The sequence below is a fragment of the Klebsiella sp. 1SOBk5mer genome, assembly GCF_046603115.1.
In the GTDB taxonomy this organism is placed as follows: Bacteria; Pseudomonadota; Gammaproteobacteria; order Enterobacterales; family Enterobacteriaceae; genus Klebsiella; species Klebsiella quasipneumoniae.
This window is the reverse complement of record NZ_JBKIUU010000005.1, coordinates 266,379-281,397: the sequence shown is the minus strand read 5'-3', so window position 1 is coordinate 281,397 and position 15,019 is coordinate 266,379. Positions and strand designations below refer to the sequence as shown.

Below are 15,019 nucleotides of genomic sequence, written 5' to 3'. Positions count from 1 at the left end.
TAAACCCTACCGTAACGGGAAGGTCAAGCAGAAGAGTAAGAATAAAGATCGGCGCTGTGTAAAGAAGTATGCTAATTTGAAGCGTCGGTGATCTAACGGTAGAAAAAATGAAGACGCTTTTCAGAACAATGGTACTCGGCAGCCTGCTTACTCTCTCCGCCAACAGCTACGCGCTCAGCGAATCAGAAGCGGAAGACATGGCTGATTTAACCGCGGTTTTTGTGTTTCTGAAAAACGACTGTGGCTACCAGAACCTGCCCAACACGCAGATCCGTCGCGCCCTGGTGTTCTTTGCTCAGCAGAACCAATGGGACCTGAGCAACTACGACAGCTACAACATGAAAGCGCTTGGCGAAGACAGCTATCGCGATCTCAGCGGCATTAACCTTCCGACGGCGAAAAAATGTAAAGCGCTGGCCCGCGATTCACTTAGCCTGCTGGCTTACGTCAAATAATTTCCCGCGCGGGCGGCAACGCGCCGCGCTTTTCCCCGACTCACCCGCCTTTAATATTTACTATTATTATTTTATACAAAATAAATTTTATCTACCTCGCAATACATCAAGCCAATAAATAAATTAAACCCGTACTAACACCCCTGGCAGATAAAAACAATAAAATATCCCTAACGATATATTGCAAAATAAAAAGCAGCCTTTTAGAATCCGTTGAAAATATATCTACTTCATGGACTGAAATTGTGAATATCTCGCTGACTCTTCGTATTATTCCACTTGCCGCTATGTTATTAGCCGGCTGTAGCAATACCGCCTCTCGCCAGCAGGTAAAACCGCTCACCACCCCGCTAACGTCGCAGCAGCAGGCAGAGCAGGAGCGAGCGGCCAGCGAACAAGCGCGCATTGAATCCTGCCGACAGGCGCTGGACTCGCTAAAAGAGGTTAACCCACAGCAGGCAACCAAACTCAGCAATGACTTCAATGCCTTAGTGCGTGCGGCGTCACAATACAACAGCGTGCGCGAGAAAGTGGCGGATCCCACCCGGCTTGGCATTGACTCCATGTATCAGTTTAAATCCATCAAATTGTGCGCCGATATTCAGAAAACGCTAATCGATAGCCTGGTACAGCGGGGTGAAAGCAAGCAGCCATGAACAGAGCCGCCACGCTGACCCTCAACGCGCCCCTGCTGATGCTCGTCGCGGCGCTGGCGCTTTCAACACCTTTCTTCGCCGGCGCCGCGCCGGCGTTTCTTGACTACGCCCAGCAGCAAACCCAGGCGCATGAAAAAAGCGATGCTGCAACCGCAAAGCAAACGTCAGGCGATCGTCAACCTGCGGATAATAAAAAAAAGACGCCCAATACCGCACAATTGCAAAAAAGAATCGTCAGCCAGCAGGCGACGATTGAGCAAAAAAATAAAACTATTCAGCAATTAAAAAAACAGCTTGCTAACACTCCGGCCACAGAAACCTCCATCGCGAATGAGCAAGCGGCCTTAAATAACAAAATAAAAGAATTACAGATCGCCTTAACCGCCGCCACCGCGAAAAATGAGGCGTTAATTAAAAAAGAAGGCGCAGTCCAGAATACGACTCTGCAGCAAAGTCAGGCCGCCGCGCTGAAGCAGATCCAACAATTAACGTCACAGCTTCAGCAAGCCGCAGCTGAAAATAAACGGCTCAGCGCCAGCCTCACCGCTCTGAATACAGATAAGCAGACGTTGGCTAACCGGCTCGCCGCGGCAGAGAAGGCGCAGCAGACCGCTCTCGACCAGGTCAAAACCCTTAACGCCGACAAACAGCCGTTGGTCAACCGGCTGGCGGCGGCGGAAAAAGAGAAGCAGACCGTCCTCGACCAGGTCAAAGCCCTTAACGCGGACAAACAGCCGCTGGTCAACCGGCTGGCGGCGGCGGAAAAAGAGAAGCAGACCGCCCTCGACCAGGTCAAAACCCTTAACGCCGATAAGCAGTCGCTGGCTAAACGGCTCGCCGCGGCAGAGAAGGCGCAGCAGACCGCCCTCGACCAGGTCAAAGCCCTTAACGCGGACAAACAGCCGCTGGTCAACCGGCTGGCGGCGGCGGAAAAAGAGAAGCAGACCGCCCTCGACCAGATCAAAGCCCTTAACGCCGATAAGCAGTCGCTGGCTAACCGGCTCGCCGCGGCGGAGAAAGCGCCATCGAGCCGCGCCGATGCCGCCGTGGCGGCAAAAGATGAGCCCCCCGAGATGGCGGCCATAGTGGCGGCCTATCGCCTGCAGGCGGACAAAGATAACGCCCAGCTGCGGATGAAAGAGGATGAAATCCAGCTGCTGCGGACGCAGCTGACGGTCCCGCCGAGAAATACCACCGGCAAAACCGCCGCCAAACTCAGCGCGCCAGGTGAACAGCAGGCTTACGCCATCGGCGCCTCGATGGGTACAGAGGCGCTTAATGTCCTCACGACTCGTCGCACTCAGGGAGTTAACGTCGACGCTGGCCTGGTGCTGCAGGGCATCGAAGATGCTTTCAGCGGCCAGCTTCGCCTCGGCGAACAGGCGCGTAACAAAGCGCTGTTTGACATTTCACAGCAGGTTTTCCAGAACCTGAATAAAATCGAGCAGAAAAACATCAGCGCCGGTCAGAAATACCAGCAGGCGTTTGCGCGCAAAAAAGGTGTGGTCTTCAAAGAGGGCGTCTACAGCCGTATCGATTACCCGGGTAAAGGAAAAATTAGCGGCAACGATCTGGTGACCGTGGTGATCAAAGAGATGCTGACGGACGGAACGGTGATCAATGATATGGAGACGAAAGATCAGGCGCTTACCCAGAAACTGGATGCCTATCCCCCGGTATTTCGCGGGCCGCTGAAGCGCCTGCAGAACCACGGCTCCGTGACGCTGGTCGTCCCGCCCGACAAAGCCTATGGCAGTAAAGGGTTGCCACCGAAGATCCCCCCAGGCGCGACCATGGTCTATTCCGTGCGGATAGTGGATAGCCAACCCGCGCCGGCAAAATAGCCCTGTCCTCCCACCGCCCTCTTCGGGCGGTGCTGTTATTCCTGCCGCATTGCTGCAATAACCGCCGTGCATCCTCATCTATAGTTGTCTATGATGTTGCACTCGTTTTACGGGTGTAACAGATGTTAACGAAGGAGGAGCCTCACCGTGGCCGATAATCCACTGTGGCATGAAACGCTGCATGACCATTTTGGTCAGTACTTTAGCGTTGATAACGTGCTGTACCACGAAAAAACCGATCATCAGGATCTGATCATCTTTGACAACCGCGCCTTTGGCCGGGTGATGGCGCTGGATGGCGTCGTGCAAACCACCGAACGCGATGAGTTTATCTATCACGAAATGATGACCCACGTGCCGCTGCTGGCTCACGGTAACGCCAAGCATGTCCTGATCATCGGCGGCGGCGATGGCGCGATGCTGCGCGAAGTCTCTCGTCATCGCAGCATCGAAAGCATCACCATGGTGGAAATCGACGCCGGGGTGGTCTCATTCTGCCGCCAGTACCTGCCCAACCATAGCGCCGGCGCCTATGACGATCCGCGCTTTACGCTGGTGATTGATGATGGCGTCAATTTTGTTAACCAGACGACGCAAACGTTTGATGTGATCATTTCAGACTGTACCGACCCTATTGGCCCGGGGGAAAGCCTCTTCACCTCGGCTTTTTATGAAGGCTGCAAACGCTGCCTGAATCCGGGAGGGATTTTCGTTGCGCAGAACGGCGTCTGCTTCCTGCAGCAGGATGAAGCGGTCGGTAGCCATCGCAAACTGAGCCACTATTTTCGCGACGTCAGCTTCTACCAGGCGGCGATTCCGACCTATTACGGCGGGATTATGACCTTTGCCTGGGCGAGCGACAACGAGGCGCTGCGCCATCTTTCCAGCGAAATCATTCAGGCGCGCTTTCACAAAGCCAACCTGACCTGCCGTTACTACAATCCGGCAATCCATACGGCGGCCTTCGCCTTACCACAGTATCTGCATGATGCTCTGTCCGCACCGTGAAGCGAAATAAGGGGGTGAACTAAATTGAAAAAATTGAAGCTGCACGGCTTTAACAACCTGACCAAAAGCCTGAGTTTTTGTATCTACGATATCTGTTACGCCAAAACGGCAGAAGAGCGCGACGGCTACATCGCCTATATCGACGAACTTTATAATGCCAATCGCCTTACAGAGATCCTGAGCGAAACCTGCTCTATTATTGGCGCTAATATCCTGAATATCGCCCGCCAGGATTATGAACCCCAGGGCGCCAGCGTGACCATTCTGGTAAGCGAAGAGCCCGTCGACCCGCGGCTTATCGACCAGACCGAACACCCCGGCCCGCTACCTGAAACCGTGGTCGCCCATCTCGATAAAAGCCATATCTGCGTGCATACCTATCCGGAGAGCCACCCGGAAGGCGGCCTGTGCACCTTCCGCGCCGATATCGAAGTCTCTACCTGCGGGGTTATTTCACCGCTCAAAGCGCTGAACTATCTGATCCACCAGCTGGAATCGGATATTGTGACCATTGACTACCGCGTGCGCGGCTTTACCCGCGATATCAATGGGATGAAGCATTTTATCGATCATGAAATCAACTCAATTCAGAACTTTATGTCTGACGATATGAAGTCGCTGTATGACATGGTCGACGTCAACGTTTATCAGGAAAATATCTTCCATACCAAAATGTTGCTTAAGGAGTTCGACCTTAAGCATTACATGTTCCATACCCGACCGGAAGAGTTGACCGCTGAAGAGCGCAAGGTCATTACCGACCTGCTGTGGAAAGAGATGCGCGAGATTTACTACGGCCGCAATATTCCTGCCGTGTAATGCCTCAAATGCCCGGCGGCGATTTTGCGCGCCGGGCCTGGGTTCTGCGCCGGCTGGAAGCGGGGAAAGGTACTCGTCGCGACCCGGAGATGTGCCCTGCGCACGCGACGCTTAGCCGGGCTACGGTTTTCCGCAGCCCGGCGCACAACGAGTCATCAACGCTGCTGCATAAACTCACGATAGGCGGCAACCACCTGCAGGAAATCCTCAACACCACACAGAGAGAGGCTTTCTTCGTCGTAGTAGCTCATCCCCTCCTCGATTTCGTCGCCGGAAAATTCCAGCTGATTGGCGCGGATCATCACCTCTTCGCCATCCAGCCACAGCGTATATTCATGTCCGGCACGCTGCCAGGAACGTTCACTGCCTTTCACGGTGCGCGCAGCCTGCTCCACTTCGTCAAGCAGAGCAAGATTGTCTTTCACCTCCTCGTTGAACCAGTGGCCAATCGCCTCGTGATCCATCGACATTCGCACCTTTACCACTCCGGTAATATCGCGCAGAAATTCGTAGTCCATCGTCTTTTCCTCTGCAAGGGCAATGCGTCACCGCTGCACTGTACCCATGGAGTAATTATCGCAGCAGACCGAAAGAAAAAAAGCGTAACAGGCAGGAGGTTTGGAAATAAAAATGCCCGGTGATGCAATGTTCACCGGGCATTGGGGAGTTTGTAGCCAAACGGTCAGCCAGGCTGACCGACTGGTTTTACACCGCGGTCTGGAAGATCACGCCGTCAGCTTTTTCAGTGTACTGATCCAGCTGGTTGAAGTTCAGATAGCGATAGGTATCTTCCGCTGTCTTATCCACCTGCGCCACGAAGGTCTGGTACTCTTCCGGCGTCGGCAGTTTACCGAGCAGAGAAGCCACCGCTGCCAGCTCGGCAGAGGCCAGATAGACGTTAGCGCCGGTACCTAAACGGTTCGGGAAGTTACGGGTAGAGGTGGAAACCACCGTCGCACCGTCGGCGACGCGCGCCTGGTTACCCATACACAGGGAACAGCCAGGGATTTCGATACGCGCCCCGCTCTTACCAAATACGCTGTAGTAACCTTCTTCGGTCAGCTGCGCGGCGTCCATACGGGTTGGCGGCGCCACCCACAGGCGAGTCGGCAACTGGCCTTTGTGGCTGTCCAGCAGCTTACCGGCGGCACGGAAGTGGCCGATGTTGGTCATGCAGGAGCCGATGAACACTTCGTCGATTTTCTCGCCCTGTACGTCAGACAGCAGGCGGGCATCGTCCGGATCGTTCGGCGCGCACAGAATCGGCTCTTTGATATCCGCCAGATCGATGTCGATCACTGCCGCGTATTCCGCGTCAGCATCGGCTTCCAGCAGTTGCGGATCCGCCAGCCATTTCTCCATGCCCTGGATACGACGCTCCAGGGTACGGCGGTCGCCGTAGCCTTCGGCGATCATCCACTTCAGCAGGACGATGTTGGAGTTCAGATACTCAACGATCGGCTCTTTGTTCAGCTTGATGGTGCAACCTGCAGCAGAACGTTCAGCGGAGGCATCGGTCAGCTCGAACGCCTGCTCCACTTTCAGATCCGGCAGACCTTCAATCTCAAGGATGCGGCCAGAGAAGATGTTTTTCTTACCTTTCTTCTCAACGGTCAGCAGGCCCTGCTTGATGGCGTACAGCGGGATCGCGTGGACCAGGTCGCGCAGCGTAATGCCCGGCTGCATTTTACCTTTGAAACGCACCAGCACCGATTCCGGCATATCCAGCGGCATCACGCCGGTCGCGGCGGCGAAGGCCACCAGACCAGAGCCCGCCGGGAAGGAGATACCGATGGGGAAACGGGTGTGGGAGTCGCCGCCGGTGCCCACGGTATCCGGCAGCAGCATGCGGTTCAGCCAGGAGTGGATCACGCCATCGCCCGGACGCAGCGAGACGCCGCCGCGGTTCATAATGAAGTCCGGCAGAGTATGATGCGTGGTGACGTCAACCGGCTTCGGATAGGCCGCAGTGTGGCAGAAGGACTGCATCACCAGGTCAGCGGAGAAGCCCAGGCACGCCAGGTCTTTCAGTTCATCACGGGTCATTGGACCGGTGGTGTCCTGAGAACCCACGGAGGTCATTTTCGGCTCGCAGTAGGCGCCCGGGCGGATACCGGCAACGCCGCAGGCGCGGCCAACCATTTTCTGCGCCAGAGAGAAGCCGCGGGTGCTTTCCGCCACGTCTTTCGCCTGACGGAAGACATCGCTGTGCGGCAGACCCAGCGCTTCACGTGCTTTGGTGGTCAGGCCGCGACCGATGATCAGCGGGATACGGCCGCCGGCACGGACTTCGTCGATCAGCACATCGGTTTTCAGCTCGAAGCTGGCCAGCAGTTCGTTGGTCTCGTGATTACGCACTTCGCCTTTGAACGGGTAAACGTCGATGACGTCGCCCATGTTCAGGTTTGACACATCCACTTCGATAGGCAGCGCGCCCGCATCTTCCATGGTGTTGAAGAAGATTGGCGCGATTTTGCCGCCCAGGCACAGGCCGCCGCCGCGCTTGTTCGGCACGTTCGGGATATCGTCGCCCATAAACCACAGCACCGAGTTGGTGGCCGATTTACGTGAAGAGCCGGTCCCGACCACATCGCCGACGTAGGCCAGCGGGTAGCCTTTCTGCTGCAGGGCTTCGATCTGTTTGATCGGGCCAACCACGCCCGGCTGATCCGGTTCAATGCCTTCGCGGGCGTTTTTCAGCATCGCCAGGGCGTGCAGCGGGATATCCGGACGCGACCAGGCATCCGGCGCCGGAGACAGGTCATCGGTGTTCGTTTCGCCAGTGACCTTGAAAACGGTAACGGTGATTTTCTCTGCCAGCTGCGGGCGGTTCAGGAACCACTCAGCGTCGGCCCAGGATTGCATAACCTGTTTAGCGTGCTCGTTACCCGCTTTCGCTTTCTCTTCCACGTCGTAGAAGTTATCGAACATCAGCAGAGTATGGGACAGCGCTTTCGCGGCAATCGGCGCCAGTTTCGCGTCATCCAGGGCATCGATCAGCGGGTGGATATTATAACCGCCCTGCATGGTGCCCAGCAGTTCAACGGCTTTTTCAGGGGTAACCAGGGGGGAGGTCGTTTCGCCTTTGGCGATCGCGGCAAGGAATCCAGCTTTAACATAGGCGGCTTCGTCGACGCCCGGCGGTACACGGTTAATCAGCAGGTCTAACAGGAATTCTTCTTCGCCCGCAGGCGGGTTTTTCAGCAGTTCTACCAGCGCGGCCATTTGGGTTGCATCTAAGGGTTTGGCAACAATCCCCATGGCGGCACGCTCAGCTACGTGCTTACGGTATTCTTCTAGCACGACGGTTCTCCTCGCTTCTCATTGTCATAATGCGGCCTACACCTCTTCAATCAATCTGCTTCGGTATTGGCAGTTTGCCGCCTTGACGCATCTTGAAGGATTTAGTGGCTGGGCGATTTTCTTCACGCTCCTGTGAGACAGCAGTTTGTAGGGTAAATGCCCGATACCGCGTCGGCAGCATAGCAGGATTTTTGAAAGGTGTTAATCTGTTTACAAAAAAGCAACATTAAAATTTAGCTGAATCGTTAAGGGCAGGATATTGCAGGCTTTCTGTTCAAATCCCGCGACAAAAATTCCTTTCCGCGTACAACGCCATGGGCCGATCCCAACAATCATCAATAAAAAGCCATACCGCTTACTTATACTCAGCAAACGCGCCGTTTTCGCCGATACTTTAGCGAGATGGGTTACTTTTTGGGTCAGGAGCTTCTATGTCACTGCCGTTCAAACCCCATATTATCACCCTGCTCTGTAGCGCTGGCTTACTCGCGGCGGCGGGAACACTCTATGTGCAAAGCCGTACTCCAGAGACGGTCACTCAGCCGACGGCGCAGCCTGCGCCAGCGCCAACGCCAGCCGCACCCGCCGCCGCGCAGCCGGTGGCCACCACCTACACCCAGGCGCAGATTGACCAGTGGGTTGCCCCCATCGCGCTCTACCCGGACAGTCTGCTGTCGCAGGTGCTGATGGCTTCCACCTACCCGGACAACGTCATGCAGGCGGTGCAGTGGTCCCAGGATAACCCCACCATGAAAGGGGATCCCGCCGTTCAGGCAGTTGCCAGCCAGCCATGGGATCCCAGCGTCAAATCGCTGGTCGCTTTCCCTGCCCTGCTGGCGATGATGGGCGAGAATCCGCCCTGGGTGGAAAATCTGGGTAATGCGTTTTTGGCCCAGCCGCATGATGTGATGGACGCGGTGCAGCGCCTGCGTGCCATCGCCCAGGAGACCGGGACCCTGAAATCCACGCCGCAGCAAAAAGTGATTGTCGCCGCAGCGGCGCCTGTGCCGGCCACCACTTCGAAAAGCAGCACCGTATCAACGTCAAGCACTACCGCGGCGGCGCCTGCGCCGACGCAGGTCATAAAAATAGAACCGACCGACCCGCAGGTGGTCTATGTTCCCAACTACAACCCCTCCACCGTCTATGGTACCTGGCCGAACAGCGCCTATCCTCCGGTCTATCTGCCGCCCCCTCCCGGGGAGCAGTTTACCGATAGCTTCGTCAAAGGCTTCGGTTACAGCCTGGGCGTGGCGACCACCTGGGCGCTGTTCAGCAGCATCGACTGGGATGATGATGATGACTACCACCATCACGATGATGACTACCACCGCGGGGATTACTCGCATAATGGCGATAACATCAATATCAATGTGAATAATTTTAACCGCATTACCGGACAAAACCTGCCGGGCGACCACGTAAACTGGCAGCACAATCCCGCCTATCGCGGTCACGTGCCATACCCCGATAATACCGTCGCCCAGCGCTTTCATCAGACCAACGTATCCGGCGGACTGAGCGCGACCCAGCATGCGCCGGTCGATCGTGAGGCGCAGCGCCAGGCGGCAATGACCCAGCTTCAGCAGCGCAGCGCGTCGACCGCCACGGCAGGCAACCTGGCGGCAAACACCCCCTCGCGCGATGCCCAGCGTCAGGCAGCCTCGGCGCAGTTGAAACAAGCCACCCAGCGCAGCAACTACCGCGGTTACGACAGCGCGCCAACATCAACCCAGCAGCGTCGAGATGCGGCGAAAGCGCAGTTGAAAAACCCGACGCCGCAGCAACAGCAGCGTAGGGAAACCATTAAGAACCACGAGCAGAATGCTACACCGCAGCAGCAACAGCGCCGGCAGCAGCTCCATTCCGCCACGCCCGCCCAGCGCCAGCAGACGGTCAATCATCTGCGCGCCAGCGCCCTTAGCGGCAACGAAAGCCGCGCCCCCTCCTGGCAAGCGCAGCAGGAACGGGGACGACAGAGTCGTCAGTTTTCCAGCGTAAACCGCGAGCAGCGCGACGGCGCCAGAGAGCGTCTTTCTGAACACCATGAACTACGCCGCCGCTGAGGATGAGCAGAATGAGAAACCCATTACCTATTGCCCTGTTCACGTTAATGCTGTCACCGCTTGCCGCCTTCGCCCAGCAGCAATATGCCACCCCCGAGCAGGCCGCGAGCGCGCTGGCCGAGGCGATCGGCCAGCAAAATGACGCGGCGCTGAGCGAGGTGCTTGGCGATAACTGGCAGCATTTTTTACCCCCCGACGGGATCGACCCCACTGCCGTCGACCGCTTCCAGCGCGACTGGCAGGTGAAACATGTGATTGTGCAGCAAGGTGATAACGCCTGGCTTGACGTTGGTAGCGAAGCATGGCGTCTGCCCGTCCCCATCGTTAAATCATCCCAGGGCTGGCGCTTTGATATGGCCGCTGGCGAAGAGGAGATCCTCACCCGCGCTATTGGCCGTAATGAACTGTCGGCGATAGCCGCCATGCACGCCTACGTTGACGCCCAGCAGGATTACTATCAACTGAACCACCGCTGGGCGCAGAAAATCATCAGTAGCGAAGGCAAAAAAGATGGTCTGTACTGGCCCACCTCGCCGGGCGAAGCGCCAAGCCCGCTAGGGCCCGCCTTTAGCCCGACGGTACCCGGCAGCGGCTACCATGGCTACCGCTTCCGCATTATCACCGGTAGAGATGAGCAGAGCGTCGCCTTGCTGGCGTGGCCGGTGGCGTGGGGGGAAACCGGCGTGATGAGCTTTATGATCGATCAGCACGATACGGTTTATCAGGCCAATCTCGGTGAAGAGAGCGCGGCAAAGGCCCAGGCGATAACGCGCTTTGCCCCCGACGCTGACGCCGGCTGGCAGGTAGTCAATCCATAAAAAAACGCCCGGTTACGAATACGCAACCGGGCGTTTTCATTCACTTAGCCCTGGTGGGGCATCAGAGACGGATCGCCGGCAAAGGCTGGTTTCGTACTGGACAATGCCGCTTCGTCAGCGCTGATGCTGCCGGAATTCGCAGCCCATACCCCTTCACTGGTCTTCGTCACCTGCTGATGCTGGGCATTCAGATCCTGGCCCATCGCCGCGATATGGGTCGTTTCCGTGCCGCCGCTGTTATCCGCCCACGGAATCGTGGCGTCAGCCGCGCAGGCTACACCGGATAAGCACGTTGCTGCGACCAGCGCAGTGGTTAAAAAGCGTTTCATCACACACCTCATCGATATCGTTAACTACCTATAAGTTTACTGAGTGACTATTTACAAAGTATGTATGAGGTGTAGCGGTTTATGAATAGCGACACAGTTCTAAACATCAGGCATAAAAAAAGCGGCTCCGGGAGCCGCTTATGCTTTTTGCCTGAAAGAAAAAGTTACTTTTTCTTCGCTTTGGCGTTCGGCAGGTCGGTGATGCTGCCTTCGAAGACTTCTGCCGCCAGGCCAACAGACTCGTGCAGAGTCGGGTGAGCGTGGATAGTCAGCGCGATGTCTTCAGCGTCGCAGCCCATTTCGATAGCCAGGCCGATCTCACCCAGCAGCTCGCCGCCGTTGGTGCCGACAATCGCGCCGCCGATAACCCGGTGGGTCTCTTTGTCGAAGATCAGTTTGGTCATACCGTCTGCACAGTCGGAAGCGATAGCGCGGCCGGAAGCCGCCCACGGGAAGGTGGCGGTTTCGTAGCTGATGCCTTTCTCTTTCGCTTCTTTCTCAGTCAGGCCGACCCATGCCACTTCTGGCTCGGTGTAGGCGATGGACGGGATCACTTTCGGATCGAAGTAGTGTTTCAGGCCGGAGATAACTTCAGCGGCAACGTGACCTTCGTGGACGCCTTTGTGCGCCAGCATCGGCTGACCGACGATATCGCCGATAGCAAAGATGTGCGGCACGTTGGTGCGCATTTGTTTGTCAACGCGGATGAAGCCACGATCGTCCACTTCCACGCCCGCTTTGCCTGCGTCGAGGTTTTTGCCGTTCGGTACGCGACCGATAGCCACCAGTACGGCGTCGTAACGCTGTGCTTCCGCCGGCGCTTTTTTGCCTTCCATGGAAACGTAAATACCGTCTTCTTTCGCTTCAACGGCAGTCACTTTGGTTTCCAGCATCAGGTTGAATTTCTTGCTGATGCGTTTAGTGAAGACTTTCACCACGTCTTTATCGGCCGCCGGGATAACCTGGTCGAACATTTCAACCACGTCAATCTCTGAACCCAGCGCGTGGTATACGGTACCCATTTCCAGACCGATGATACCGCCGCCCATGACCAGCATGCGTTTCGGTACGGATTTCAGCTCCAGGGCGTCGGTGGAGTCCCATACGCGCGGATCTTCATGCGGGATAAATGGCAGTTGAATCGGACGGGAACCCGCCGCGATGATGGCGTTGTCGAAGTTGATCACGGTTTTGCCGTTTTCGCCTTCCACTTCCAGGGTGTTAGCGCCGGTGAATTTACCCAGACCGTTAACCACCTTCACTTTACGCCCTTTGGCCATGCCAGCCAGACCACCGGTCAGCTGAGTGATGACTTTTTCTTTCCAGGTGCGGATCTTGTCAATGTCAGTTTTCGGTTCGCCGAAAACGATGCCGTGTTCGGCCAGCGCTTTCGCTTCTTCGATAACTTTTGCCACGTGCAGCAGCGCTTTAGAAGGGATACAACCCACGTTAAGGCACACCCCACCGAGGGTGCTGTAACGTTCTACGATGACGGTTTCCAGACCTAAATCAGCGCAACGGAAAGCTGCAGAGTAGCCTGCAGGACCTGCCCCAAGTACCACGACCTGAGTTTTGATTTCAGTACTCATCATGACCTCTGTAATTTATATCCGGCGGGTCTGACGCTATTATTCTTACGCCCAAGTCCACCGGGACGTTCTATCCGCGTGTATTTTACAAAATTGTTAACAATTTTTAAACAACAAACGGCAAACGATTTTGTCCTTTGTTGCTGATAATCCCAAACAGCCTGAGGTTATCAGAAAAAAGCCGGCCGTCAGGCCGGCTTTTTCGATTACATCACCAGGCGGCGAATGTCGCTCAGGGTGTTGTTGATGATGGTAATGAAGCGGGCACCATCAGCACCGTCGATCACGCGGTGGTCGAAGGACAGAGAGATCGGCAGCATCAGACGCGGCACGAACTCTTTACCATTCCATACCGGCTCCATCGCGGACTTAGACACGCCGAGGATGGCCACTTCCGGCGCGTTAACAATCGGCGCGAAGTGGGTCGTACCCAGGCCGCCGATGCTGGAGATGGTGAAGCAACCGCCCTGCATTTCGCCCGCCGTCAGTTTGCCATCGCGCGCTTTCTTCGAGATGGTGGTCAGTTCGCGAGACAGCTCGGTGATGCTCTTCTTGTTCACGTCTTTAAAGACCGGAACCACCAGACCGTTCGGGGTATCAACCGCCACACCGATGTTGATGTATTTCTTCAGCGTCAGGCGCTGACCATCTTCGGAGAGCGAGCTGTTGAAGCGCGGCATCTGCTCAAGCGCAGCGGCCACAGCTTTCATGATGAAGACAACCGGGGTGAATTTCACGTCCAGTTTACGCTTCTCAGCTTCGGCGTTCTGCTGCTTACGGAACGCTTCCAGATCGGTGATATCGGTTTTATCGAAGTGGGTAACGTGGGGGATCATGACCCAGTTACGGCTCAGGTTAGCACCAGAGATTTTCTGGATACGGCCCAGCTCCACTTCTTCGATTTCGCCGAACTTGCTGAAGTCAACCTTCGGCCATGGCAGCATGCCCGGGATACCGCCGCCAGCGGCAGCCGCCGGTGCGGATTCAGCGCGTTTAACGGCTTCTTTCACGTAGGCCTGAACGTCTTCGCGCAGGATACGACCTTTACGGCCGGTGCCTTTCACTTTCGCCAGGTTAACGCCGAACTCGCGCGCCAGGCGGCGAATCAGCGGAGTCGCGTGAACGTAAGCATCGTTTTCAGCGAATTCGGTTTTGCCTTCTGCTTTCGCAGCCGGCGCCGCGGCAGGCTTAGCAGCCTGAGCCGGTGCAGCAGCCGGTGCCGGTGCAGCAGCCGGTGCCGGTGCAGCAGCCTGAGCCGGAGCGGCGGCAGGCGCAGCGCCTTCCACTTCGAAGACCATGATCAGGGAGCCGGTTTTGACTTTATCGCCGGTGCTGATTTTGATCTCTTTGACGGTGCCCGCGAACGGCGCCGGCACTTCCATAGACGCTTTGTCGCCTTCGACGGTGATCAGGGACTGCTCAGCAGCCACTTTATCGCCGACTTTCACCATCACTTCGGTGACTTCAACTTCGTCGCCGCCGATGTCCGGGACGTTAACGTCTTTCGCGCCAGCAGCAGCAGCCGGTGCCGCGGCAGCCGGAGCGGCAGCCTGTGCCGGAGCGGCCGCAGGCGCAGCGCCCGCGACTTCGAAGATCATGATCAGGGAGCCGGTGGACACTTTATCGCCGGTGTTGATTTTGATCTCTTTCACGGTACCCGCGAACGGCGCCGGTACTTCCATAGAGGCCTTATCGCCTTCTACGGTGATCAGGGATTGCTCAGCGGCGATGGTGTCGCCCACTTTAACCATGATCTCGGTAACTTCAACTTCATCGCCGCCGATATCCGGGACGTGCACTTCTTTCGCTGCCGCGGCGGCGGCTGGCGCAGCAGCGGCCGGAGCGGCTTCTTTCTTCTCTTCCTGCGCAGGTGCAGCGGCTGCTGCACCCTCGGCGGAATCGAAAATCATAATCAGTTTGCCAGTCTCGGTTTTGTCGCCGACGGAGACTTTAATCTCTTTCACGACGCCAGCCTGCGGAGACGGGACTTCCATAGAGGCTTTATCGCCTTCTACGGTGATCAGCGACTGTTCAGCTTCTACTTTGTCGCCAGGTTTGACCAGGATCTCGGTGATTTCAACTTCATCAGCCCCGATGTCCGGTACTTTGATTTCGATAGCCATTATTCTTTT

At 56.5% G+C, this 15,019-nt stretch carries 12 protein-coding genes; 7 read left to right on the top strand and 5 right to left on the bottom strand.

Features of this window, described 5'->3' with window-relative positions; translation table 11 throughout:
* Positions 1–107 precede the first annotated feature (107 nt).
* The 5 genes from ACLH1U_RS14145 to speD all read left to right on the top strand — a co-directional run bounded on the left by ACLH1U_RS14145 (position 108) and on the right by speD (position 4,782).
* Positions 108–455 (top strand): YacC family pilotin-like protein, encoded by a 348-nt coding sequence (locus tag ACLH1U_RS14145; RefSeq protein WP_004204381.1) that lies wholly within the window; start codon positions 108–110, stop codon positions 453–455.
* Positions 456–700: 245 nt separating this feature from the next.
* Entirely contained in the window at positions 701–1,111 is a 411-nt protein-coding gene (locus ACLH1U_RS14140; protein WP_004204380.1) for a hypothetical protein, read from the top strand.
* 653 nt (positions 1,112–1,764) lie between these two features.
* A complete protein-coding gene (locus tag ACLH1U_RS14135) occupies positions 1,765–2,955 on the top strand; it encodes an FKBP-type peptidyl-prolyl cis-trans isomerase N-terminal domain-containing protein (protein ID WP_411299314.1) in 1,191 nt (396 codons plus the stop codon).
* A 147-nt stretch (positions 2,956–3,102) separates the two neighbouring features.
* Entirely contained in the window at positions 3,103–3,963 is an 861-nt protein-coding gene (speE, locus tag ACLH1U_RS14130; protein WP_004204376.1) for a polyamine aminopropyltransferase, read from the top strand.
* A gap of 24 nt (positions 3,964–3,987) precedes the next feature.
* Complete coding sequence (speD, locus tag ACLH1U_RS14125; RefSeq protein ID WP_004204375.1) at positions 3,988–4,782, top strand: adenosylmethionine decarboxylase; 795 nt, start codon at positions 3,988–3,990, stop codon at positions 4,780–4,782.
* Positions 4,783–4,937: 155 nt separating this feature from the next.
* Here speD and yacL read toward each other — a convergent pair whose 3' ends face one another.
* Positions 4,938–5,300 carry a protein YacL gene (gene yacL, locus ACLH1U_RS14120; RefSeq protein ID WP_004204373.1) on the bottom strand — a complete coding sequence of 121 codons (363 nt, stop codon included), beginning with the start codon at positions 5,298–5,300 and terminating at the stop codon, positions 4,938–4,940.
* A gap of 187 nt (positions 5,301–5,487) precedes the next feature.
* Positions 5,488–8,085, bottom strand: a complete 2,598-nt coding sequence (gene acnB / locus ACLH1U_RS14115) for a bifunctional aconitate hydratase 2/2-methylisocitrate dehydratase (RefSeq protein WP_004204372.1) — start codon at positions 8,083–8,085, stop codon at positions 5,488–5,490.
* A gap of 431 nt (positions 8,086–8,516) precedes the next feature.
* On the opposite strand from acnB, the gene ACLH1U_RS14110 reads away from it, so the two are divergent.
* Both ACLH1U_RS14110 and ACLH1U_RS14105 read left to right on the top strand, forming a co-directional pair.
* Positions 8,517–10,151 carry a DUF3300 domain-containing protein gene (locus tag ACLH1U_RS14110; RefSeq protein ID WP_065804807.1) on the top strand — a complete coding sequence of 545 codons (1,635 nt, stop codon included), beginning with the start codon at positions 8,517–8,519 and terminating at the stop codon, positions 10,149–10,151.
* Positions 10,152–10,162: 11 nt separating this feature from the next.
* Positions 10,163–10,969, top strand: a complete 807-nt coding sequence (locus tag ACLH1U_RS14105; RefSeq protein WP_032453849.1) for a DUF2950 family protein — start codon at positions 10,163–10,165, stop codon at positions 10,967–10,969.
* Between the two features lie 44 nt (positions 10,970–11,013).
* Here ACLH1U_RS14105 and ACLH1U_RS14100 read toward each other — a convergent pair whose 3' ends face one another.
* From ACLH1U_RS14100 to aceF, 3 genes are all read right to left on the bottom strand, one after another.
* Positions 11,014–11,298: a hypothetical protein gene (locus tag ACLH1U_RS14100; protein WP_023291998.1), complete on the bottom strand. Its 285-nt coding sequence runs from the start codon at positions 11,296–11,298 to the stop codon at positions 11,014–11,016.
* Between the two features lie 164 nt (positions 11,299–11,462).
* Positions 11,463–12,887 (bottom strand): dihydrolipoyl dehydrogenase, encoded by a 1,425-nt coding sequence (lpdA, locus tag ACLH1U_RS14095; RefSeq protein WP_002888731.1) that lies wholly within the window; start codon positions 12,885–12,887, stop codon positions 11,463–11,465.
* Positions 12,888–13,093: 206 nt separating this feature from the next.
* The gene (gene aceF, locus ACLH1U_RS14090; protein ID WP_395286626.1) at positions 13,094–15,010 is read right to left on the bottom strand and encodes a pyruvate dehydrogenase complex dihydrolipoyllysine-residue acetyltransferase; all 1,917 of its coding nucleotides are present in this window, start codon (positions 15,008–15,010) and stop codon (positions 13,094–13,096) included.
* Positions 15,011–15,019 lie beyond the last annotated feature (9 nt).